We start from the raw sequence: 22,789 nt of genomic DNA on the forward strand, positions 1-22,789 counted from the left end.
AAAAATTCTTCTATGGTGAAACAGCAAAATGATTTCAAAAAAAGCTAGTTGAAACAAAGAGTGAGGAGACAAGATGGCAGTAAAAAAATTGGCGATTCGTGAATTGGTCGAGTTCATCTTGCGAAGCGGGAGCCTCGATGAGGGGAAAAACAGCAACCATACCCCGCAAGAAGGCGCACGAATCCATCGGAAATTACAAAAAGAAGCAGGTCCTGACTATCAAAAAGAAGTTTGGCTAAAAAAACCGCTTGAAATCGCCGAAACTGCTGTTCAAATCGAAGGACGCGCAGACGGAATCTATCGTGAAGGGGATCAGGTCTTTGTTGATGAGATCAAAACCTCTGAGACGCCTTTTGAGGAACTGGAAGCAGGAACGATCAACTTGTATTTTTATCAAGCGATGGTTTATGCCTATATTTATAGTGAACAAGAAGAATTAACGGAGATTAGCACCCGGCTGACGTATTTTCAAACAACGGAAGAAAAAATTACGCGACAAATTCGGGTATTTACTTTTGCTGAATTGACTGATTTTTTCAATGACTTGATCAAGCGCTATGAAAGTTGGCTAGTTTTTCAAATCCGATGGCGCAAAACGCGGAATCAGTCGCTAAAGTCATTAGCTTTTCCTTTTGAAACCTATCGTGCAGGCCAAAGAGAATTAGCTGCAGCCGTTTATAAAACGATTCACGCTCAGCAAAAACTATTTGTTGAAGCGCCGACTGGAACGGGAAAAACGATGTCGACACTTTTTCCAGCGTTTAAAGCGATGGGGGAAGAATTGGGAGAGCGGATCTTTTATTTGACCGCAAAAACGATTACTCGGCAAGTTGCTGAAGAAACAGTCACGAAACTCGAAAAAAAGGGCGTTCGGGTCAAAAGTGTTACGATCACCGCAAAAGACAAAATCTGTTTTATGTCAGAACGAAATTGTACGCCGGAACATTGTCCATTTGCTAAAGGGTATTACGACCGCATCAACGATGGATTATGGGACATGTTGAATAATGAAGATCATTACACGCGGCCAGTCATTGAACACTACGCGCGCAAACATGAACTTTGTCCATTTGAACTTTCTTTAGATATTAGCCGTTTCTGTGATGTGTTAATAGGCGACTACAACTATTTATTTGATCCAACAGTCTATTTGCGGCGTTTCTTCGATGAGGAGAATAAAACCAACTTAGTTTTAGTAGACGAAGCACATAATTTGGTCAATCGTTCGAAAGAGATGTATTCAGCCAGTATTTCCCGCGAAACGATCGCAAAAATCCAAAAAGACTTAGATAAATCTTTTAAAAAATTAAAAAAAGCTTTTAATAAAGTCGATAATGAATTCGAATTGATCGTACAAGCTTTAGATGGGGAAGCCTGTCACCAGCAGCAAGCGGCACCGGAAAGCTTGATTAATAGTCTTTTTAAATTACAAGAGCAGATCAAAGAATGGTTGGCAGAACATCCGGATCATTCTTTGCAGGAAAAAATGCTGCCTGTTTATTTTGAAATTTTGCGTTTTACGCGGATGAGCGAATACTATGATGACCATTACCGAACAACTGTGGAACAAAAGCGCTATGATCTGATTGTCAAAGAGTATTGTATCGATCCATCTTGGTTTTTAGAACAGACGATGGAGAAAGTCGGCAGCAGCATTTTATTTTCTGCCAGTTTTTCACCGTTAGATTATTACCAAGAAGTTTTAGGCGGAGGGGATGACAGCCTCAGCTATCGCTTACCAAATCCATTTCCGATTGAGAATCGTTTAGTCATGGTCGATGCCAGCATCCAGACGACTTATCAACAGAGAACTCAAAGTATCCCGAAAATCGCAGCATCAATCGAGGCATTAGTAAAAACTAAAACAGGCAATTACTTCGTCTTTTTCCCTTCTTTTCAGTATTTAGATCAAGTAGCAGATTATTTCCATGAAGTTTATCCAGAGTACGCGATCCAAATTCAAGGAACGAAGCTGAGCGAAGAGGAAAGAGAAGAATTTTTAGCAGCTTTTAATGATCAGCCTACCAAAACATTGATCGGTTTTTGTGTGTTAGGCGGAATCTTTTCTGAAGGTATTGATTTAGTTGGTGAACGCTTGATTGGTACGGTAGTCGTCGGAGTCGGGTTGCCGCAAGTCAATCATGAGCAAGAACTGATCAAAGAATATTATGACGAGAAAAAGAATCAAGGGTTTAGTTATGCGTATCAGCTGCCAGGAATGAATAAGATTATCCAGGCAGCGGGGCGGGTGATTCGAACGATGACGGATCGAGGGATCCTCTTATTATTAGATCAACGTTATACAAATCAGCATTATCAAAAGCTGTTACCCAGCAGTTGGTCGGATCGCAAAATCGTCTATAATTCAGCAGAAGTTGAAAAAGCAGCAAATAATTTTTGGGACGAACAGAATTAACTGGGACTCGTTTAATCGAGTTCTTTTTTTTAGTAGCAGTAAACGGACTAAAAATATCGCAAACAAAATAAAAACAAATCTTCCTTAGTCAAGCACTTAGCCGCAGGGCCGCTCGACAAAAAAAGCCGATAAAATTGTCGGCTTTAACGATAGTTATTGAATTGAACATCAATGGGTAAATCAATCTCTTTTACTAGTGAGATAACTTTTTGCAGATCGTCCCGATTTTTTCCAGTTATTCGTAATTGATCGTCTTGAATTTGAGCTTTGACCTTCAGTTTGCTATTTTTGATCGCGGTCGTAATTTTTTTTGCGCTCTCTTTATCGATACCGTTGACAAGCTCAGCTGATTGCCGGGCATTACCGCCTAAAGCGTGTTCAGAAGTAGAGAATTGGATATTCTTTAATGGAACCCCGCGTTTGATCAACTTGCTGAACAAGACGTCTTTGACTTGTTCTAGTTTGTATTCATCCTCAGCCTTGATCACCAACTGATTTGCCTCCACTTTGATTTCAAAAATACTTCCTTTAAAATCAAAACGATTTTTTAATTCTTTCAAGGCGATTTGAACCCCATTTTTGACTTCTTCCTTATTCAATTCTGAAACGATATCAAAACTTGCATCTTTAGGCATAAACATCCTCCTCAGGTCTTTTCTTCTAGTTTATCAAAAAATACTAAGAAAGTTATGATTATTCTCCAATAAGTTGTTGAAAACGATTGATTAATCAGGAAAGAACCTGTTACTCTATTGTAGGTTTGAATTAAAGGAGGATTATCAGATGCGGAAGGTTATCAATTATACATCCAAAGATTTAGCAAAAAAAATCTTTGTCATTTTATTTACTGGCTTGACCGGGGCAGTTGGATTGAATTATTTTTTGATCCCAGCAAATGTATTTTCAGCAGGGATGACAGGGATCGCCCAAATTGCGGAACATTTATTATCAGCAACTGGTTTATCGATTGATACCGGGATTTTGATTTTCCTTCTGAATGTTCCAGTATTTATCTTAGGTTTCATTAAATTAGGGAAATCAGCGATGATTTTGAGTTTTGCCAATGTAATCTCAATGTCATTTTTCACAACATTAGTACCGGTTGGTCAAGTGACCGACAATGTACTGATGAACGCGATTACTGGTGGAGTCTTGCTGGGGATCGGCGCGGGTTTTTCATTAAAATTTGGTTTTACTACTGGTGGACTAGATATTGTTTCATTGCTGCTGTCTAAAACAACCGGTCGAACTGTCGGAAATTATATGATGCTGCTAAATGGCGTGATCGTAGTTGTAGCTGGTTTCTTCTTTGCTTGGGAAAGTGCGTTATATACGATCATTACGATTTTCACGATGAGTACAGTAGTGGATTATGTCCATACGAGCCACCAGAAAATGACTGCGTTTATCAGTACTAGTAAAAGTGCAGAAATGTGTGCAGCCTTAAGCAATGAATTACTTCGAGGATTGACAGTAGTCCCTGCTCGCGGCGGCTTCAGTTCCAGTGAACGCGAAGTCATCATGATCGTCTTTACGCGCTATGAATTGTATACATTAAAACAAATCGTTGCTGACATAGATCCGAATTCATTTACGAATATTGTAGCAACTGATTCAGTGGTGGGGAGTTTCTTAACTCAAGACGAACAAAATCGTTTAAAAAAATCACAAATAGATAATGGTTGAGGAATAGACAAAACGATAATTGGATAATAAAAGGGCTGTTCACACACGATAACTGTGGACAGTTTTTTTAGTAGAGTGGTAGTCATGATTTTTGAATTGAAGTAGAATAACACAAATGGCGAAAGACAAACTTTGCGCTGAAAACCACGCCCAATACAGACAAACTACAGATTTTTATCATAAGATTCTTTTGGAGGGATAGATGACATGGTTATACGAATTCTACTTGTAGAAGATGATGAAACGATCCGCAACACGGTCAAAGCATTTTTAACGGAAGCGGGGTATGTGGTAGACGCTTGTTCCGATGGAAATGCAGCTTATGAAAAATTTTATGAACAGACATATCAGCTGGTTATTTTAGATATTTTATTACCGGGTATGGATGGCTACCAATTATTACGGGAATTCCGCAAATTAAATAATACGCCGATTTTAATGATGACCGCACTTTCCGGCGATGAAAATGAGATCAAAGCGTTTGATGAAAAAGCCGATGACTATGTGACCAAGCCTTTTAGAATCCAAGTATTGTTAAAACGGGTAGAGGCTTTGCTAAGACGTTCTGGTACTTTAGAAAAAGTGATCCGCATCGGAGAACTAACACTTATGCCAGAAAGTTTCAAAGCAGTCTATGCTGAAAAAGAATTAAAATTGACCTTAAAAGAGTTCGAGATCTTACTGTTATTAGTTCAAAATAAAGGGCAAACACTTTCCCATGAACTCATTTTATCTCGTATCTGGGGGTATGATTTTAATGGCGATGAAAGTACAATCCATACACACATCAAGAATTTACGGAGAAAACTACCAGAAAATATGATCAAAACAGTCCGTGGGGTCGGCTACTACTTGGAGGAGCCGTTATGAGAAAGAACGGAATCTTCTTTAAAATCTTTAGTTACACTGTCGTCGCGATGTTGTTTTTAGTTTTAGTCACCGCAGGCTTGTTCTTCAATCAATTTTCAACACTCTATAAATCTGTCGAACGGCAATCTATCTATGAATCCTATCAGCCATTAGTGAGTGAAATAAAACGCAGCAAGGTTGAGGCAGTTTCACAAACGGCACAGGAATTTTATCAGAAAAATCGATCATTTGAATTTATGATCACTGACAAAAATGGGGATACGCTGTTTTCAACTCCAAAGGCTGAAGAACTGTCATTGAGTACTCAAAAAGATTTTTTCTTCGTCGTTGATAAAGATGAGAGATCTGGAAATTCAATCATAGCTCTGACTAGACCAACACTAACAAAATTTTATAAGGAGATGATCATTCGCGCCCTCGTGATCTTTTTATTTATAGTTAGTCTGTGTCTAGTGATCGGATACATTTTCACCAAACAAATTGCTGATCCAATCAAAAGTTTGGCGAAAGATACAAAAAAGATGTCCAATCTCCAAGAAGTTCAACCACGTTTTTCAGACCGAAAAGATGAATTAGGCGATTTATCACGCGACGTCCATTCTATGTACAGTAAACTAAAGGAAACGATCGCGCACCAGCAAGACGAAATCCTTCGTGAGCAAGAAATAGAAGCGACACAGCGCTATTTTTTCTCTGCGGCTTCCCATGAACTAAAAACGCCGATTGCCGCTGCCAGTATTTTGCTGGAAGGGATGCTGGCGAATATCGGAGATTACAAAGACCATCCGAAGTATTTACGGGAATGTTTGAATTGGATGGATAAACAAAGTGAGCTGGTCTCTGAAATTTTAGAAATCGTCAAATTGAATGAAGGAAAAGTGATTTTCACTTCAGAAAAGATCAATCTCCTGGAAGTGGTCAAAGCAACGCTCGCTGCTTACCAATCACAGATTCACACGGCCAAGCAAAAAATAGAGTTAGCGATTCCCGACGATAATATCATTGCTACCGATCCAAACATCTTAAAGAAAGTTCTCTCAAATATTATTGTGAACGCTCTGCAAAATTCACCGGAAGATGCATTGATCCGTATCTGGACTGAAGAAGCAGCAGATCATTATCGCCTGAATATCTTAAACACAGAGTCTTATATCGCGCCTGAAACACTTACGAAAATTTTTGATCCATTTTACAAAGTCGATAAAGCGCGGACTGACAAAAATAATCGCAGCGGATTAGGGCTGACGATCGTACAAAAAATGCTGGATGAGCTGAAGCTTTCTTTTTCTTTAGAAAATACTTCAGAAGGCGTCCGTTTCTCCATAGATCTCCCCAAAGAAGGGATTATTAAGAACAACAGCTGATCGCTGTTGTTCTTTTTTTGCTTCTACAGAAAAACTACAGATACTATCCAGTTTATTTACAGATTGATTTGACATACTGCAAAGGTAAAAGAAAACCATTACCTTACGGAGGGCTATCATGAAAAAAATAAATTATTATCAAGTAGTTTTGTTTGGACTATTGATCATCTGGACGTCGATAATCATCGGCTCGGTGATCAGTCAAACAGAAAATTTAGGCGGACGAAGTATCAACTTGATTCCCATTGTAAATCTAATCTGGGGGAACGAATGGCTGGAAGGGTTAAAGAACATTTTTCTATTTATTTCATTAGGCTATCTGCTCGCGGCTCTATTTGCTAAGCCCCCTCGATTATTGAAAGTTTTAACAAAGACGATTTGGATAAGCCTCGGTATTGAGATCATTCAATATATTTTGGCTAAAGGAAGTGCTGATACGAATGATTTGATAACAGCGAGTGCAGGAAGCATTCTTGGCCTTGGGGTATATTTGCTTTTTTCAAACCTTTTTAAGGGAAAAAAGCAGCAACTTGTATTCGGCGGTCTAATTTTAGTGCTGTCGGTGGGGCTTTATCGTTCATTTGACCAGATTTTTCAGCAGGATTCATTTCTAGCTTTTACTGCTGAAGCACAAACAGAGAATAGTGAGCAGGATCAAGGCTGGGAGCTTTTATTAGTCAATCAAGCAAATCCGATCCCTGAAGATTATGAGGTGACACTTGAAAAGCTCTCAAATGGTCAAATGATCGATCAAAGAATTTATGCACCATTGCAAGAAATGTTTGATGCTGCTAGAAAATCCGGTGTTTATCCGGTTATTGTCTCTGGTTATCGCAGTGCCGAAGAACAACAAAAATTACTGGATGAAAAAAAGGCAGCGTATTTAGCTGAGGGCTATTCTAAAAAACAAGCAAAAGAAAAAGCCGAGCAATGGGTAGCGATCCCTGGAACAAGTGAGCACCAACTAGGGATTTCAATAGATATCAACGAGGATAAATTGCATTCTTCTTCCACTGAAGTTTATAACTGGTTAAAACAAAATGCCCATAAGTTTGGCTTTATCAATCGTTATCCGGTCAACAAAACCGCAATAACCGGCGTTATCAACGAGCCTTGGCACTACCGTTATGTCGGAATTGAAGCAGCAACGGAAATCTCTGAGCAAGGTCTATGTTTGGAAGAATATGTCACACGCTAATAGTCGATAACCAATTAAAAATTGAAAGAGGGATTTAAATGAAAAAATTAGCAGTCGCTATTTTATTCGGCGGAGAATCAGAAGAACATGACGTATCGATCAAATCAGCAAAAGAGATCGCGGGTTCAATCGATACTGAGAACTATCAGCCGATTTTTGTCGGTATTACAAAAGCAGGTCATTGGAAACTGTGTGATTCTCCTGAAACAAACTGGGAACAATCAAATTATCCTACAGCTTTTTTATCACCAGACAAACAAATTCATGGGTTGATTGTTTTAGCTGATCGCAGTTATCAAACGATTCAAATCGATGTCGTTTTTTCAGTTTTGCATGGCAAAACGGGAGAAGACGGAGTGATTCAAGGGTTATTTGAATTATCGGGAATTCCTTATGTCGGTTGTGCTATTCAAAGTTCCGTTCTTTGTATGGATAAATCATTAACTTATCTGGTTACTAAACATGCGGGATTCCACACACCAAAATTTATAGTGTTAGAGGAAGAGGAAACGATCGACGAGCATCAGCTCAACTATCCGGTTTTTATCAAACCTGCGCGTTCAGGCTCATCATTTGGCATAACCAAAGTTCAGCAACCAACAGAAGCAGCACAGGCGATTGAAACGGCTAGAAAATATGATTCCAAAATACTGATCGAAGAAGCTGTTTCAGGAATCGAGGTAGGCTGTGCGGTATTAGGAAATCAAACCCAATTGATTACAGGAGAAGTCGATCAAATCACATTAATTAATGGCTTTTTCAAAATCCATCAAGAAACAGATCCTGAAAAAGGGTCAGAAAATTCTTTCTTTACAGTCCCAGCTGCACTATCGATTGAGAAACGAAGAGAAATACAATCCACGGCAAAAAATATCTACAAAAGTTTAGGCTGTACTGGATTGGCTCGAATCGATTTGTTCTTAACAGACAACGGACGCTTGATCATTAATGAGGTCAATACTATGCCGGGATTCACCTCGTATAGTCGTTATCCTAGAATGATGAAAGCAGCTGGATTTTCTATCGCTCAATTGATAGAAACTAGTATCGCATTGGCACTGGCTAAAAAAACATCGTTGAAATGAGAAGCGCAAAAAGCGAATTCGTCGTCAGAAAAGCGGGATAGAATTTAGTTAAAAGCGAAAAGACAGTGGGGACACTAGAGGACGTATAGGGTTGTGCGCGTTGGAAATAACCGATTACAAAAGCCAATTATCATTTACAAATTCATGTAGATAGAGTAAAATACTTTTGAAACTCGAAAGGGAGTGGATCAAGTGGAAGAGAACGCACAAAAATGGACCGATACAGAAGTAGCTGAAATCAAAGAAACTATTTTGACTGCTTTGGAGTCAGTGATTGACCCGGAATTAGGAATCGATATCGTGAATCTTGGCTTAATATATGAAGTAGAATTTGAACAAACTGGAAATACTGTAATCAAGATGACCTTGACCACCATGGGTTGTCCGCTAGCAGATATTTTAACGGATAATATCCAGTCAGCGCTAGCTGAAATTCCAGAAGTAACCAATGTCGAAGTGAAATTGGTTTGGTATCCAGCGTGGACGACCGATAAAATGAGCCGCTATGCGCGGATTGCTTTAGGAATTCGTTAAAACTCATTGATTTAACTGAGATTCTAGTAAATCTGTGCCAATTTTAGAAATTATACAAAGTGTTATTAAAAACTCTTTTACTGACTTTAAAAAGTCGGTAAAAGAGTTTTTTATTATAAATAGATAGTCTATTTTCAAAATAAAAGGGATTATTCAGCCAAATAGGGTTTTACGCCACTTTTATATAAATTATCCATTAATGCGAATACTTCTTCGGAAGGTAAATCTTTGCCGCGTTGAAGCCACAGCCGAAATAATGAGAGAGCTGTGGCTAGATAGAATTCAACTAAATAGGGCGATAAGGCAGCATTCTCATGAAATGGAAAATTTAATTTATCAAACGAAATTTCTTTTTTCAATCTTTCCAAGAAATGCCCACTTCCATAAACACCTAGAAGTGCTTTTAAAGCTGTGAAATGTTCTTCACTTTCCATGCACTGTAACGCATCACGAATCTCAGTATTGGAATCGTGCTTAGTAGCCAGACTTGCCTGGACCTCGTTCAAGAGACTATTTTCAACAACATCCAACAGGTCATAAATATCAGTAAAATATTGATAAAAGGTGCTGCGATTGTAGCCAGCTTTAGTTGCTATTTCTTGAATAGAAATTTTTTCAATAGATTTTCGACTGTATAGATCGCAAAAGCTGTTCATAAATTTTTGCTTTGTTTGTTCCGTTAATTCGGGTTGTTTATTCATTTCATACTCCTTTTTACTCAGGTTATTATCCAACAAATAATAAAAAATTGATGGTTGATAAAACAATCATGAAAAATTATATTTACATCATACAACGCGTTGTTGGATAGTCAAGGGTTTATTTTAAAAGGAGAAAATCACATGATTTCAAAACAAAACAGAGTTTTAATTTTTGGCGCCGGAGTGATTGGGAGCGCCTATGCAGTAAAATTTATTGAAGCAGGAATAGATGTCACTTTATTTGCCCGATCAAAGCGATATGCGTCATTAAAAAAAGAGGGGTTGGGCTACAACAATAAAGGTAGGATCCAAACAATAAAAGTAAAAGTCATCGACAAATTGGAGAACAACGACAGCTACGATTTTATTTTTGTTGCTGTTCGTTATGATAAGGCTGAATCAGCGTTGAGGGCAGTCAAGGAGAATAAAACTCCAAATGTCGTGACACTGATTAGCAATTCAGCAGGTTTTTCAAACTGGCAAAATATTTTAGGCGATCGACTCATCCCTGGTTTTTCTGGTGTTGGCGGTCAGATGAACGACGGCATATTAAACGCACGTTATCTGCCGAAATTTATGGTTTCAACTAATTTTGGTGAAGTAGACGGTGTAATAACCGATCGGATAGAAAAATTGGCGAAATTATTTAATGAGGCAAAACTTCCGTATACAATAAATAAGGCTATGAATGCTTATTTGATAACACATGCTGTTTCAGATATCGCAATGTTGGGAAGTTTATATTCTAATAATGAAATGAGCAATAAAGAAATTGCGCAAAAGATGGTGACTACTTATAAATCATATTTACGTGCAATTCAAAAGGCAGGGATCATAATTAATCCCTCTTCGTCAAGGAATATACTGAAAATACCAGACAGATTCTTACGTTTCTTCTTTACGAAATGGCTGAAAACAAAGATGGTTGGAGAAATGAAATTGCCCGAATATGCGGTGGGTGCCAGCAATGAGATCACAAAACTAAATAAAGATTTAGTGAAGTATCTTGAACAAAAAAACATTGAACTATCAAACTAAATAGCTGACGATCAAAACGGTTGAGCTTATTCGTCGAAACCTTTCTTTTCATGATTTCAACAAACCAATCCCTTAAACTTATTTAACAAAATAAATTCCTCATTTTCAGTAGTTGATCGTTACTTATGAAAAGAATCAGTTTCTATTGACTTGAGGAAGTTAACACCTTACTGGGAAATATTTTTTGAGGAGAAGATAGAGCGAAAAAGGATAAGAAAAATTTGGGTGCTGGAATTGCTATCGGAGTAACGAGCGATGCTGTATTTGGAATAATCTTTGATAGAATTGCTTTAGGTGTTGCTCTGAGTCTTGTGGTTGCAGTTATAATTAGTAACAGCAGTTCAAAGAATTAGTCAAACTATGGATCATAGTCATAGTGAGGGCTATTTGATGAAAGGTCGGCTGCCAACTAATTTTTGATAAGGATCTGACAAAATGGATAAAATAAACGAATCAATCTCAAATCAAGTAGTTCGTCTGCTGAATAAAACCGAAGATTATATCGAGAAAATCTAAAAGTGCCGGTAACGTTGAAAGATTTAGCTAAAATTGCTAATTTATCTAAATTTCATTTTCATAGAATTTTTAACAAGAGATGCGGTTTCTTTTGAAATGTACATAATCGAGCCACCAAAAAAACTAAAAGATAAAGCTTAACGGATATCTATATTCCGATACTTTAAAAATTAATTAATAAAACACTCCAAAGTCGATGAACCTTCAGACCTTGGAGTGTTTTTTGCACAATAAAATGGGATTTTGAAATACTTATCAGCTTAGTCAAAAAGCTTTTCTAGCTTTTTTAAGCAGATCATAGAGTCAGATCATTCAAGTTGTTAAAACCAATCATTTGATAAAAAAATCTAATAAAGCAACAGTTCTGATCCTAGTCGGTTCATTGAGTGATGCAAGCTCTGTTTGACGTTCACTAGCAGAAGTTTCTTTTAGAGCAAGCAGTCGGTAGATCAAGCGTAAGTCTTGGCGTCGGACTTTTGGCAGATGCTGCAGTAAAACTTGATTGAAGTCTGTATTCATTTGGTTGATCCCAATCAAAGGATCTTTTTGAAGCGTATAATTCGTTAAATACCGGTCAAGATCTTGCATCGCAGCGATTGCTTTTTCCGGCATGAACCCATTGGCCCAAGTTGCCGTCAACAAGACAAAGCTATCGGCATCTGACAGTTCTTTTTGAAAAGCAGTGATTGTTGCGTCTAATACTTTTTCTTGTAAGGCTTCGAAAACAGTTGGTTCATTTTTTTTGATCCGCAAGAAATAATTAGTGAAACCATCGCTGTTCAATAAATTTAAATCGATCGCTTTAAACCAATTATAATGATGCGAATTTAAATAAGAGTAAGTTTTCTCTTGTGTAGTTCGTTGGATTTTTTTCAGTTCATCAAGTGTTTTCATTATTTTCCCGCTTTCTTTTTTTGCTATTATACTACTTTTTGACAAGCCAATCCTTTTGCCTCCTATTTTGATTAAGTTATACTGAAAATAGGTCATAATTTTGAAAGGAAAGTTTATGAATGAATTGATAGCTACGTTTAGTGAAAGAAAAGATGAGCTTTTATCGGCGATCTTTGAACATTTAGCGATTTCTTTGAGTGCACTATTAATCGCCATTGTGATTGCAATCCCGTTGGCGATCTTGCTGAGTCAACGAAAAAAATCAGCGGAAGTCGTTTTGCAGATAACTAGTATTTTGCAGACGATTCCTTCATTAGCTTTACTAGGATTGTTGATTCCTTTTGTAGGGATAGGAACAGTCCCGGCATTGATTGCATTAGTCGTGTATGCATTATTACCGATTTTTCAAAACACATATATCGGTTTAGCAGAAATCGATCCATCCATTGAAGAGGCGGCGGACGCATTTGGAATGTCGCGAATGCACAAATTGGTACGTGTTGAGCTGCCGATGGCTATGCCTGTAATTATTTCCGGGATTCGGACTGCATTGGTCTTGATCATTGGGACTGCAACCTTGGCTGCTTTGATCGGTGCTGGTGGACTAGGAACCTTTATTCTGCTGGGGATTGATCGAAACGATCCGAATTTGACATTGATCGGTGCGATTAGTTCAGCTTTGTTGGCAATTATTTTCAGCACATTGATTCGTTTCTTACAAAATCGGAGCGGAAAAGTGATTCTGATTACATTAGGTGTTATTTCCGTAAGTATCGGCGGAATCTTCTTTGCTCAGAGTAATCCGATCGGTCATGAAACCATAACGATTGCCGGAAAACTTGGCTCAGAACCTGATATCTTGATCAATATGTATAAAGAAGTAATCAAAGAGGAAGATCCTTCGATTACAGTGGAGTTAAAACCCAATTTTGGAAAGACTAGTTTCTTATTTAGTGCTGTAAAGAGCGACCAGATCGACATTTATCCTGAGTTTACAGGAACAGTTTTAGAAAGCTTAGTGAAGGTACCGGAAAATACACCTGACGATCTCTCACCCGAAAAAACGTATCGTGAAGCAAATAAATTACTGGCTGACCAGTTTGATATTCATTTATTAGAACCGATGGCTTATGAAAATACGTATGCCTTAGCGATGAAGAAAAGTGAAGCTGAAAAACGCGGAATCACAAAAATCTCAGAGCTGCGTGCTCAGCAAGGACAGTTGAAGGCTGGGTTCACTTTAGAATTTATCGACCGCCAAGATGGCTATCGCGGGATTCAAGATCTGTATGGCGTAAATCTAAGCTCAGTCCAAAGCATGGAACCGGCGCTACGTTATCAAGCCATCAACAATGGCGATGTGGATGTGATCGATGCCTACTCCACAGATAGCGAGATCAAACAATATGATTTAGTGACATTAGAAGACGATCAGCAGCTCTTTCCGCCATATCAGGGCGCGCCTTTAATGAAACAAGAATTTGCGGATGAACATCCTAAAATTGTCAAAGCATTGAATCGGTTAGCTGGTAAAATCACGGAGGAACAAATGGTTGAGATGAATTATCTTGTCAACGTGAAAAAGGAACAACCGGCAAAAGTCGCCCATGACTTCTTAGTGAAGGAAAATATCATTGGGGAGGAGAAATAGATGGAATCGATTATTGAATTTAAAGAGGTCACGAAAGAGTTCGAAGGCAATGTTGTCTTAAAAGATTTGAATTTGTCGGTTAAAAAAGGGGAGATTTTCGTTTTAGTGGGACCTTCAGGCAGTGGAAAGACGACCTCACTGAAAATGATCAATGGATTGATCGAACCTACCGATGGCAATCTTTATTTTAAAGAAAAACGCATCAAAGATTATAATATCCAAAAACTACGTTGGCAGATTGGCTATGTTCTGCAGCAGATCGCATTGTTTCCAACAATGAGTGTGAAAGAAAATATCGAAGTCATCCCCGATATGCTTGGCTGGAACAAGGAACAGCGGAAAAAGCGGGTCGATGAATTATTGAAAGAGGTTGATATGGAACCAGAACAGTTTCGTGATCGAATGCCCAGCGAATTATCCGGAGGGCAGCAACAAAGAATTGGGATCATCCGGGCGCTGGCATCAGAGCCTGATATCGTCTTGATGGATGAACCGTTCAGCGCACTTGATCCGATTTCGCGAGCAAGTTTGCAAGACCTCGTGTTAAAACTGCATCAAAAATTAGGCAATACGATTATCTTCGTAACGCACAATATGAAAGAAGCCATGAAGATCGGCAGTCGGATCGCGGTGATGCATGAGGGCAAATTGATTCAATGTGATACGCCAGAAGAGATCCAAAAACATCCTGCCAATCAATTTGTTGAAGAATTCTTTGATGAAACGACGGACGAAGTTTATACACAGACGCTTGAAGCACTATATAATGGTGGTTTTTATCAAAATGCTGAGATTGCTGATTCTAAACTAGTAGGTCTAACGATCGATACAAGTTTAAGCGATGTTTTTGAACTATTGACCAAACAAGAAGCGTTTACGATCGAACGAGCAGGGAAAGTAGTCGGAAAAATCGATCGAAGCGATGTGTTCAGTTATTTAAGTCGGGAGGGTTAATGATGGAAAAATATGATGTGATCGTGATCGGCAGCGGACCAGCTGGAAATTCTGCTGCGTACAGTTTGAAAGAGCTGGGGAAAAAAGTAGCAATTGTCGAGTCAGATTTATGGGGCGGAACGTGTCCAAACCGCGGCTGTGATCCTAAAAAGATGTTGTTGAGCGGAGTAGAGGCTAAAAAACGCATCGAAACAATGGTCGGCAAAGGTTTCGAACAAACGCCAGAGATCATTTGGGAAGAGCTGATGGCTTTTAAACAGAGCTATACGGATGCTGTGCCTGAAAACACGAAAAAGGGTTTAGCCGCGGCGAGGATCGATTCATTCTATGGTCAGGCCAGCTTTATCGATGCCAACCATATTACCGTTGACCAAGAAACATTAGCCGCTGATCAATTTTTGATTGCGACCGGTCAACGCCCCGCAGTCCTGCCAATCGATGGCCAAGATTTGCTGCAAAGCAGTACAGATTTCTTAGAGTTGGAGCATTTGCCTGAAAAAATCGCTTTTATCGGAGCTGGGTACATCGCTTTTGAATTAGCTATGATCGCAAATGCTGCTGGGTCAGAAGTCCATATTATTCATCACAATGAGCGCCCATTAAAAGAATTTGATCAAGAATTGGTGACGGCTTTAGTCAATCATATGAAATCAGCCGGCATCCAATTTCATTTTAATGTAGACACAAAAGCCGTTGAACGCCTGGAGCAGTATCGAATTATTGGTGAAGCATTTGAATTGAGTGCAGATATGGTGATCGGAGCAACGGGACGTATCCCGAATATTGAAGAGTTGAATTTAGAAGACGCCGGCGTTGCCTACGATAAAAAAGGCATCAAAGTAGACGAGCAGTTACGGACGACACAGCGAAATATTTTTGCTTGCGGGGATGTGTTAGCAAAGACTCAGTCGAAACTCACACCAGTCGCTGGATTTGAGGCGAGTTATGTCGCTAAGGTCCTCAATGGCGAGACTGCTGCAATTGACTACCCATTGATCCCGACGATTGTTTTTGGCGACCAGCGCTTAGCCAGAATTGGATTAAGTGAGAGAGAACTTGCAGCTCATCCAGCGAAATACCACGCTCAGACAATCGATCTTTCTAGTTGGTATACGTATCGTCGGATCAATGATCAAGGGGCTAAGATCAAGTTTGTCTATGATGAAGCGGACACGATCGTTGCGATTACTTGCTTAAGCCAAGTAGCCGATGAAGTCATCAATTATCTCTTGATTGTTTTGACGAAGCAAATGACACATGAAGAGGTAGAAAAATATATCTTTGCCTATCCAAGTCCTGCCAGCGATCTTTCATATTTTGTTTAAAACAGAGGAGACCCTCTGTTTTTTTTAATGCAGATATGCTAAAGTTTACGAAAATACGTTCCCATGGTGAGATTATGAAAACAACTTTAACCCAAGAAATTGAAAAAGCTTTGTACTATTATTGCATTGAACTCGGCGGAATCGTCGTCGAAGAAGTTACCATGCCAGAGGATCAAGGTATCGTTGATACGCTAGCTTGTTTTTTTAAGCCGAATGCAGAAACTGAATGGCGCTGTTATGAGTTGAAAGTCACAAAAGCAGATTTTTATTCAAAAGCCAAACTGTCCTTTATCGGTCATTACGATTATTTTGTTTTGACCGAAGAGTTATACAAAAAAGTTCAAGATGATATTCCTAGTGAGATCGGAGTCTTAGTGTACCGTCCATACCAACAGGTCGAAGATTTACCGGCAGAGGGAACGTTTTTCATCGCAAAAAAACCGTTGAAGCGCCCGTTACAGGTAGAAGAGGCTGCACTGACTCAGCGCTTTATGGCCTCGTTGTTTCGAGAGGTGCAAAAAGCCAAACGAATGTCTTACGGAACTAGTTTCTTCTCGACCGAACAGCTGTATAAGGAATTACGGCGGCGTTTAGCAGAAAAAGACAGCTTGCAAGCGGATAATTATTATCAGCGATTTATCGAAGATGTCCAGTCCGCCCGAATCGAAAGTTTAGAAGAAGAACTGCGAGCACTAGAGCAAGATTATGAATTTTTACGACAAAGACAGGTCCGACGAAGGCCGACTGAACCATTGGAGTGATTTCTATGTATTACCCATATTTGCGCGGAAAACAATTCGATCTATTAGCGATTAATACTTTGATCAATGAACAACGCTGGTCTTCTAAAATCATGCCCGTCATCGAACCAGTCCGTGATTCAGCGACGTTAAAAAAGACGCTCGAATCATTTGATAAAAATGCGTTCACTTGCTACTTAGTGACGAATCCACAAGTTGGAACAGCAAAGCTTTTTGCTGAGAAACGGTTTGAATGGCAACTAAGTGAAACTTCGACAGTAAAAAAAGCGGAGATCGTAACAAAAGAAAATCCATTTGATGCGGAGCTTTATTTATTTAATGCAACTTCTCCACGAAAAGCCAAACAATTAGCTATCCCGCAAGGCGCCCTTTCGATCATCCCGGATCAAGGAAGATTTAGAATTTTGGAAATCGCAAATAAAATTTTACTCAGAGAAGCCTTCCAAGCTCAAAAAAATGTTGCGGATTATGGAGAAAAAGCGGATGATTTTTATAGCGACGAACACCTTTATCTAGGAACGGATTTAATTGGATTTAGTGACTATGCGATCGATGGTAGTCAGTATTTTGACAAGGGCGGTCCGAGCCGAGCAATCGCCCTGCATATTAGCTACTTTGACGCCTATCTTAATTTACGAATCAAACATTTTGTATCTGACAGCAATGAAAATGCGCAAGATCAAAAAGGAAAATTTTTTGAAGCATTGGAAAAATTATCGGTCTGGTATTCACGAAATCAAGATCAGCTGCTGCTGACACTTGGTTTAGCAGAACTGTTGCAATATCAAGCAACACAAAAATTTCCTGGTCTCGGAACGATCAAGAAGTGGTCGTTAGCGCACCATTTAGAATTGATCGGAGCTTTTTTGGAGCATGGGGATCATTGGCAGAGAGGATGGCAAAACAATGGGCTATGAAGACGAAGATTTTATTATTAGACAAGCAAAACAAATGGGAGAGCTCTTAGGCGGGATTATCGGTAAAGAAGACGCTGAAGCAATTTTATCTTTCGGTGATCAAGCAAAAACGAGTGATCCAAAAGATGCTGAATTTGATTTTCGACTAAGTACTTTAGAAGATATCCCGGTAATCGGTATTATTATTAATGAAGCTAAGCAATACTTAAAAGGACAAGGCTCACCGCAATGGCAAAACGGTCACGAGCCTCATGAAGCAGTGATTCGTGAGGACATAAGCAAAAAAGCCAACTATGTGCTGACTTTAAAAGGTGAAATTATTGGCACGATTGCATTGATTACTGAAAAAGATCCTAGTTACGAAGCAATCGAAGGAAAATGGCAAGGGACGGGTCCTTATGTCGCATTGCATCACGCTGCAATCAGCCAAACTCATCGCAGCACCGGCTTAGGAAACCATTTGTTGAGTCTTGCAATCGATCAAGCAAAAAAATTAGGCTATAAAGATATTCGGATCGATACGTATCCTGCGAACCAGCCCATGCTTCATTTGATAGAAAAGCTCGGATTTACTTATTGCGGAATGATTTATTTCCCATTTGAGCATGGGGAGCGTAAAGCATTTCAGCTAATTTAAGGCTTGCTGCAGTTGAGCCAGCATATCGTCTAACGAAGTTTCTCCGTTGATCTCAATCAAATTGGGGAATTTTCTCAAACGAGCCAAGTTTTCCTGATCTTGTTGAAAAATTGCTGAGCGCCTTGCTACCTCGCCAGCGTTACGTTTTCCAAGGCGATCAATAATCGTTTCTTTGGAAATATTGATCCAGATCGGAACCATTTGTTCGCCAAAGAGGCGGTGCAAGTTAATGAAGCCTGTGGTAGTGATTGGATCATAACAGTCACCAACAGTTAAAGCGCTTTGCAGTGTAGCTTTGGCAACCCCATAAAATTGTTCGTCATACGTATCGTATTCAGCAAACTGATCTTCTTTTATCATCTGCTCAAATTCTTTTTTTGACACAAAATAGTAGTCAGTTCCATGTTTTTCTCCTTTACGAGGAGCACGGGTTGTATAAGAAATAATCTTTTGTTTGGAAGAAAAAGCTCTCTCAGCCAAACTAGTTTTGCCTGAGCCGCTTGGTCCGATGAATAAATAGCAATGATTCATATTTTTACACGTCCTTTTTTAATAGTATAAAGAACGAGGACGAAAGATGCTAGGGAGGAATCCTATAATGGAAAGAAGTACACGCAATACGAAACAAAACAAGAGGCTGCCGATTGCTATCGGCGGGATCATCATTCTGCTCATCGTTGGATTTTTCAGCATTCGAGCGTATCAAGCAAGTCAAGTGAAACAACAAGGCGAAAAAACTGTAACTGCCTTTGTTAAGAGCCTGCAAAAAGGCAACTATCAAGATACGACCAAAAATCTAACTGCCAGCTCGCTCAAAAAAAGCGGATACACAAAAAAACAAGTCGCCGAAAAATATCAATCGATTTTTTCCGGGATTAGTGCTTCAAATATTAAGCTGAAGAATCTGGCTGTTGATAAAAAGGCCGGCAATTATCAGTTTTCTTATGAGCTGGCAATCAATACCGGTTTTGGCAAATTAAAAAATCAAAAATATTCCGGTACGTTGAGCGATGACGGACAATCGATCAATTGGAAGCCAAATTTGATTTTCCCTGGAATGTCTGGAAAAGACAAAGTCAATTATTCAGTGGATTCAGCTGTACGCGGCGAACTATTGGACCGTAATGATCAAAAAATCGCTGCAAACGGGACTGTCTATCAAATAGGTGTCGTCCCAGAAAATCTTGGTACAGAAGATCGAACGGCAAAAATCACAGCAATCGCTGAAAGTCTAGCTCTTACTGTTGATGAAGTGGAAGCGACATTAGCTCAAAGCTGGGTACAGGATAATGTATTTGTACCGTTAACAACAACAGCAGATGCACCGACAGAACTTGCAGAAGGTTTAGAAACTAGAGAAACAACTGGTCGGACCTATCCTTTGAAAGAAGCGGCGGCGCAACTCATCGGTTATGTTGGGAAAGTCACTGCTGAAGATATCAAGAAAAATGACAAACTTGCTAGTGATAGCTTGATTGGCCGTAGCGGCTTAGAAATGGCACTAGATGAACAGTTGCGCGGAAAAGACGGGGGCTCATTAGCAATTACAGATAGTAAAGGCAATGAGAAAAAAGTCTTGCAAAAAGTCGCAAAAAAAGATGGTACAACGATCAAATTAACGATTGACAGTCGTGCGCAACAAATTGCATATGACGGTCTAGGTGATCAATCTGGCGCAAGTGTCGTAATGGCACCAAAAACCGGTGATCTCTTAGTTGCTGCCAGCTCGCCAAGTTTTGATCCGAATAAAATGACCAACGGTATCAGTCAAACAGACTATGACGCCTACAGCAATGATGAGAACCAACCTTTCATGAGTCGCTTTGCTACAGGTTACGCACCAGGTTCAACCTTTAAAACAATCACTGCGGCAATTGGCCTGGATGCAGGAACGCTGGATCCTAGTGAAGAATTGGCTATTGACGGATTGAAGTGGCAAAAGGACAGTTCGTGGGGTTCTTATCAAGTCACGCGTGTTTCAGAAGCCAATCCAGTCAATTTAAAAACAGCGTTGGTTTATTCAGATAATATCTATATGGCGCAAGAGACTTTAAAAATGGGTGAAAAAACATTCCGTGCCGGCTTGGATAAATTTATTTTTGAGCAAGACTTAGATCTGCCGATTGCGATGGATCCTGCTCAAATTTCTACGAATGACAGCTTTGATTCAGAGATCTTATTAGCCGATACCGGCTATGGACAAGGTCAATTATTATTGAATCCGATCCAGCAGATTACTGCTTATTCAGTTTTTCCTAATAATGGGACACTGGTTTATCCGAAATTGATCGCTGATCAAAAAACAACGGATAAAAAAGAAGTGATCAAAGCTAGCTCGGCTGAAACTATCACCGAAGACATGCAGTCAGTCGTCAGCGATGAAAACGGAACAGCTCACAGCTTAGCTGCACTGAATATTCCATTGGCAGCTAAAACGGGGACAGCGGAAATCAAACAGACTCAAGATGAAAAAGGGCAAGAGAATAGTTTCTTATACGCGTTTGATTCAGACAAACAAAATTATTCAGTGGTTGAATTTCTTGAAAATAAACCTGAAGGAACTTCTGCTACAGATCTTTCTGAAACGCTATTAACTTATTTGAATCAGACCTATCAATAAAATGCTTGTCTGAAAAGCGGATGCTTGGTAAGATATCCAAGAAGGACGGTGTCTTATGAACAAGCGACAACGAAAAAAACAAGCTTATAAGCAATACATTCGCGCAATTTTTGAAGGTTACGAAAAAATGTTAGAGGATCCTAGCATTGCTGAACTGCATTTCAGCTATTTAAAAGAAACAACTTACTTGGAACGCGATGACCAAGCTAAGATCCATTTTACTACTAAAGAAAAATAATTAATAAAGGAGGCTGCGGCAAAATGTCGTAGCCTCCTTTAACTAGTCTCAAAGCATAACAGGTTGAATTTTTCCTCCGTCCTAAGGCTGAAAAAGTAATTAAGAGATTCTTAGTTTACTAAATAATTGTTTAAAGAATTGATCTATGAGTAAGTAAAAAAAGCTAAATGAGTTAAAATACATATATCAAGAGATACAGGAGGCATTCTAATGAAACTTCACAAATATATTCTATTGGCCGGTGCAAGTCTTTTTATTAGCGCTGGGTTGATTGGTCAAACAAATGCTCGAGCAGCTGATGATGCGATCAACGAACGTTGGGGGAAGCCGACTTTTGTAGCCGGGGCTGGATTGAGTCAGCAGCAGTTGACTGAAACGATGGATACATTAGAGATCAGTCAAGATACTGTCAAAATGGAACAAGCAACAGGAGCGGATCTTGTAAAATATTTAGGTTATGGCAGCGGTGATGACAGTGTCATGCTCAGCTCAGTAGTCGTAAACCGCGAAGATCAAGGCAAAGGGATCAACGTTGAGATCTTGACACCGCAAAATATCACTCAGATCACAGCCGATCAATATAAAAATCCGTTAGTTACTGCCGGGATCACTGACGCGACCGTTAAAGTTGCCAGTGTGGTGAAAGTAACCGGAGAAAGTGCTTTGACCGGGGTGTATAAAGCTTTCGAAGCAAACGGGGAGACGGTGGATCCTGAACGCGCACAACTGGCGCAAACGGAATTAGATACGACTTCAGATGTCGCGCAATCAGTCGTTGACAATGCGAATGAACAAAGTCAAAATCAAGACTTGTCTGATAGTGAGAAAGAAAAAGCTGACGAAGCATATAAAGCGCAATTGAATCAAGCGTTAGTAGACATAAAAAAAGATTTAGCTGAGCTTAAAGAACAGCAAGGAGAATTGGCGACAAAAGAAGATGTTGAAAAAATCGTCAATGATGCCTTGGAAAAGAATAATTTGGCTCAATACGTCACAAAAGATGATATCAATAAACTGATCACTTTGGCACAACAATACCAAACGACAGATGGGGTATTAGACAAAGAATCTATCGAACAATTAGATAAGATCAGCGATGACTTCAAAGGAACCGTCAATAAATTATCGGATCAACTTGGTAAATTTGGCGACTCGCTTAAAGGAACGTTAGAAGAAAACCAAGGATTTTTTGCTAGCTTATGGCAGCAGATCAAAGATTTCTTTAGCGGATTAACTAAATAACAGAAGAAGATCGTGTTAGAGGGTGAGCTTGACACGATCTTTTTTTATTTACTTTGATAGTTTATGCTTATCATTATTGCTGTGCTAGGGTAAAATAGAGGAGTGAGCTTCAATTTAAACTAGGGAATTCACTATATTTCTA

20 protein-coding genes and 3 pseudogenes are annotated in these 22,789 nt (G+C 39.3%); 19 read left to right on the forward strand and 4 right to left on the reverse strand.

The features are described from left to right. Positions 1-73: 73 nt before the first annotated feature. Complete coding sequence (locus FFM63_RS00680) at positions 74-2,416, forward strand: helicase C-terminal domain-containing protein (protein WP_137608422.1); 2,343 nt, start codon at positions 74-76, stop codon at positions 2,414-2,416. Between the two features lie 143 nt (positions 2,417-2,559). Here the strand turns inward: FFM63_RS00680 and FFM63_RS00685 are convergent, their stop codons facing one another. Further along, positions 2,560-3,051, reverse strand: coding sequence for a YajQ family cyclic di-GMP-binding protein (locus FFM63_RS00685; protein ID WP_137608423.1), 492 nt, complete (start codon positions 3,049-3,051; stop codon positions 2,560-2,562). Positions 3,052-3,199: 148 nt separating this feature from the next. Here FFM63_RS00685 and FFM63_RS00690 point away from each other — a divergent pair, with 148 nt between their 5' ends. The 7 genes and pseudogenes from FFM63_RS00690 to FFM63_RS00715 all read left to right on the forward strand — a co-directional run bounded on the left by FFM63_RS00690 (position 3,200) and on the right by FFM63_RS00715 (position 9,153). After that, entirely contained in the window at positions 3,200-4,102 is a 903-nt protein-coding gene (locus FFM63_RS00690) for a YitT family protein (protein ID WP_137608424.1), read from the forward strand. Positions 4,103-4,309: 207 nt separating this feature from the next. Beyond that, positions 4,310-4,972: a response regulator transcription factor gene (locus tag FFM63_RS00695; protein WP_137608425.1), complete on the forward strand. Its 663-nt coding sequence runs from the start codon at positions 4,310-4,312 to the stop codon at positions 4,970-4,972. Next, positions 4,969-6,336, forward strand: a complete 1,368-nt coding sequence (locus FFM63_RS00700; RefSeq protein WP_212741161.1) for a sensor histidine kinase — start codon at positions 4,969-4,971, stop codon at positions 6,334-6,336. Before FFM63_RS00695 ends, FFM63_RS00700 begins: the two co-directional genes overlap by 4 nt. A gap of 118 nt (positions 6,337-6,454) precedes the next feature. Then, positions 6,455-6,823: pseudogene (locus FFM63_RS09835) on the forward strand (VanZ family protein); the annotation flags it as partial. A 135-nt stretch (positions 6,824-6,958) separates the two neighbouring features. After that, positions 6,959-7,534, forward strand: a pseudogene (locus FFM63_RS09840) (M15 family metallopeptidase); the annotation flags it as partial. Between the two features lie 38 nt (positions 7,535-7,572). Next, complete coding sequence (gene vanA / locus FFM63_RS00710) at positions 7,573-8,619, forward strand: D-alanine--(R)-lactate ligase (RefSeq protein WP_137608427.1); 1,047 nt, start codon at positions 7,573-7,575, stop codon at positions 8,617-8,619. 192 nt (positions 8,620-8,811) lie between these two features. Continuing rightward, the gene (locus tag FFM63_RS00715; RefSeq protein WP_137608428.1) at positions 8,812-9,153 is read left to right on the forward strand and encodes a metal-sulfur cluster assembly factor; all 342 of its coding nucleotides are present in this window, start codon (positions 8,812-8,814) and stop codon (positions 9,151-9,153) included. A 149-nt stretch (positions 9,154-9,302) separates the two neighbouring features. Here the strand turns inward: FFM63_RS00715 and FFM63_RS00720 are convergent, their stop codons facing one another. Continuing rightward, entirely contained in the window at positions 9,303-9,854 is a 552-nt protein-coding gene (locus FFM63_RS00720) for a TetR/AcrR family transcriptional regulator (protein ID WP_137608429.1), read from the reverse strand. A gap of 141 nt (positions 9,855-9,995) precedes the next feature. On the opposite strand from FFM63_RS00720, the gene FFM63_RS00725 reads away from it, so the two are divergent. Next, positions 9,996-10,892 (forward strand): ketopantoate reductase family protein, encoded by an 897-nt coding sequence (locus FFM63_RS00725; protein WP_137608430.1) that lies wholly within the window; start codon positions 9,996-9,998, stop codon positions 10,890-10,892. Between the two features lie 215 nt (positions 10,893-11,107). Beyond that, positions 11,108-11,245: pseudogene (locus tag FFM63_RS09970) on the forward strand (glycine zipper domain-containing protein); the annotation flags it as partial. 493 nt (positions 11,246-11,738) lie between these two features. On the opposite strand, the gene FFM63_RS00735 reads toward FFM63_RS09970, so the two are convergent. Further along, positions 11,739-12,302, reverse strand: coding sequence for a hypothetical protein (locus FFM63_RS00735; protein ID WP_137608431.1), 564 nt, complete (start codon positions 12,300-12,302; stop codon positions 11,739-11,741). Positions 12,303-12,417: 115 nt separating this feature from the next. On the opposite strand from FFM63_RS00735, the gene FFM63_RS00740 reads away from it, so the two are divergent. The 6 genes from FFM63_RS00740 (at position 12,418) to FFM63_RS00765 (ending at position 18,547) form a co-directional block, all read left to right on the forward strand. Further along, positions 12,418-13,953, forward strand: coding sequence for an ABC transporter permease/substrate-binding protein (locus FFM63_RS00740; RefSeq protein WP_137608432.1), 1,536 nt, complete (start codon positions 12,418-12,420; stop codon positions 13,951-13,953). Next, positions 13,954-14,907 carry an ABC transporter ATP-binding protein gene (locus FFM63_RS00745; RefSeq protein ID WP_137608433.1) on the forward strand — a complete coding sequence of 318 codons (954 nt, stop codon included), beginning with the start codon at positions 13,954-13,956 and terminating at the stop codon, positions 14,905-14,907. 2 nt (positions 14,908-14,909) lie between these two features. Next, entirely contained in the window at positions 14,910-16,232 is a 1,323-nt protein-coding gene (locus tag FFM63_RS00750; protein WP_137608434.1) for a dihydrolipoyl dehydrogenase family protein, read from the forward strand. 74 nt (positions 16,233-16,306) lie between these two features. Beyond that, entirely contained in the window at positions 16,307-16,993 is a 687-nt protein-coding gene (locus tag FFM63_RS00755; protein ID WP_137608435.1) for a hypothetical protein, read from the forward strand. A gap of 5 nt (positions 16,994-16,998) precedes the next feature. Then, positions 16,999-17,910 carry a sce7725 family protein gene (locus FFM63_RS00760; RefSeq protein WP_137608436.1) on the forward strand — a complete coding sequence of 304 codons (912 nt, stop codon included), beginning with the start codon at positions 16,999-17,001 and terminating at the stop codon, positions 17,908-17,910. Further along, positions 17,867-18,547, forward strand: a complete 681-nt coding sequence (locus FFM63_RS00765) for a GNAT family N-acetyltransferase (protein ID WP_246033264.1) — start codon at positions 17,867-17,869, stop codon at positions 18,545-18,547. The genes FFM63_RS00760 and FFM63_RS00765 overlap by 44 nt, the downstream gene beginning before the upstream one ends. Here the strand turns inward: FFM63_RS00765 and FFM63_RS00770 are convergent. Further along, positions 18,539-19,078, reverse strand: coding sequence for a guanylate kinase (locus tag FFM63_RS00770; RefSeq protein ID WP_137608438.1), 540 nt, complete (start codon positions 19,076-19,078; stop codon positions 18,539-18,541). The two genes, FFM63_RS00765 and FFM63_RS00770, sit on opposite strands and share 9 nt — an antisense overlap. Positions 19,079-19,145: 67 nt before the next feature. Here FFM63_RS00770 and pbp4 point away from each other — a divergent pair, with 67 nt between their 5' ends. From pbp4 to FFM63_RS00785, 3 genes are all read left to right on the forward strand, one after another. Continuing rightward, a complete protein-coding gene (gene pbp4, locus FFM63_RS00775) occupies positions 19,146-21,167 on the forward strand; it encodes a penicillin-binding protein PBP4(5) (protein WP_137608439.1) in 2,022 nt (673 codons plus the stop codon). Positions 21,168-21,222: 55 nt separating this feature from the next. Continuing rightward, complete coding sequence (locus FFM63_RS00780; protein ID WP_137608440.1) at positions 21,223-21,405, forward strand: hypothetical protein; 183 nt, start codon at positions 21,223-21,225, stop codon at positions 21,403-21,405. Positions 21,406-21,615: 210 nt separating this feature from the next. Next, positions 21,616-22,647, forward strand: coding sequence for a DUF1002 domain-containing protein (locus FFM63_RS00785; protein ID WP_137608441.1), 1,032 nt, complete (start codon positions 21,616-21,618; stop codon positions 22,645-22,647). The last annotated feature ends 142 nt before the right edge of the window (positions 22,648-22,789 follow it).

This window comes from Enterococcus pingfangensis (assembly GCF_005405205.1).
GTDB lineage: Bacteria > Bacillota > Bacilli > Lactobacillales > Enterococcaceae > Enterococcus_A > Enterococcus_A pingfangensis.

What these genes read in the sequence shown, in the direction of transcription:
- FFM63_RS00680 (WP_137608422.1), top strand. Translation starts at nt 74, where the DNA reads ATGGCAGTAAAAAAATTGGCGATTCGTGAATTGGTCGAGTTCATCTTG.
- FFM63_RS00685 (WP_137608423.1), bottom strand. Translation starts at nt 3,051, where the DNA reads ATGCCTAAAGATGCAAGTTTTGATATCGTTTCAGAATTGAATAAGGAA.
- FFM63_RS00690 (WP_137608424.1), top strand. Translation starts at nt 3,200, where the DNA reads ATGCGGAAGGTTATCAATTATACATCCAAAGATTTAGCAAAAAAAATC.
- FFM63_RS00695 (WP_137608425.1), top strand. Translation starts at nt 4,310, where the DNA reads ATGGTTATACGAATTCTACTTGTAGAAGATGATGAAACGATCCGCAAC.
- FFM63_RS00700 (WP_212741161.1), top strand. Translation starts at nt 4,969, where the DNA reads ATGAGAAAGAACGGAATCTTCTTTAAAATCTTTAGTTACACTGTCGTC.
- vanA (WP_137608427.1), top strand. Translation starts at nt 7,573, where the DNA reads ATGAAAAAATTAGCAGTCGCTATTTTATTCGGCGGAGAATCAGAAGAA.
- FFM63_RS00720 (WP_137608429.1), bottom strand. Translation starts at nt 9,854, where the DNA reads ATGAATAAACAACCCGAATTAACGGAACAAACAAAGCAAAAATTTATG.
- FFM63_RS00725 (WP_137608430.1), top strand. Translation starts at nt 9,996, where the DNA reads ATGATTTCAAAACAAAACAGAGTTTTAATTTTTGGCGCCGGAGTGATT.
- FFM63_RS00735 (WP_137608431.1), bottom strand. Translation starts at nt 12,302, where the DNA reads ATGAAAACACTTGATGAACTGAAAAAAATCCAACGAACTACACAAGAG.
- FFM63_RS00740 (WP_137608432.1), top strand. Translation starts at nt 12,418, where the DNA reads ATGAATGAATTGATAGCTACGTTTAGTGAAAGAAAAGATGAGCTTTTA.
- FFM63_RS00745 (WP_137608433.1), top strand. Translation starts at nt 13,954, where the DNA reads ATGGAATCGATTATTGAATTTAAAGAGGTCACGAAAGAGTTCGAAGGC.
- FFM63_RS00750 (WP_137608434.1), top strand. Translation starts at nt 14,910, where the DNA reads ATGGAAAAATATGATGTGATCGTGATCGGCAGCGGACCAGCTGGAAAT.
- FFM63_RS00755 (WP_137608435.1), top strand. Translation starts at nt 16,307, where the DNA reads ATGAAAACAACTTTAACCCAAGAAATTGAAAAAGCTTTGTACTATTAT.
- FFM63_RS00760 (WP_137608436.1), top strand. Translation starts at nt 16,999, where the DNA reads ATGTATTACCCATATTTGCGCGGAAAACAATTCGATCTATTAGCGATT.
- FFM63_RS00765 (WP_246033264.1), top strand. Translation starts at nt 17,867, where the DNA reads ATGGGGATCATTGGCAGAGAGGATGGCAAAACAATGGGCTATGAAGAC.
- FFM63_RS00770 (WP_137608438.1), bottom strand. Translation starts at nt 19,078, where the DNA reads ATGAATCATTGCTATTTATTCATCGGACCAAGCGGCTCAGGCAAAACT.
- pbp4 (WP_137608439.1), top strand. Translation starts at nt 19,146, where the DNA reads ATGGAAAGAAGTACACGCAATACGAAACAAAACAAGAGGCTGCCGATT.
- FFM63_RS00780 (WP_137608440.1), top strand. Translation starts at nt 21,223, where the DNA reads ATGAACAAGCGACAACGAAAAAAACAAGCTTATAAGCAATACATTCGC.
- FFM63_RS00785 (WP_137608441.1), top strand. Translation starts at nt 21,616, where the DNA reads ATGAAACTTCACAAATATATTCTATTGGCCGGTGCAAGTCTTTTTATT.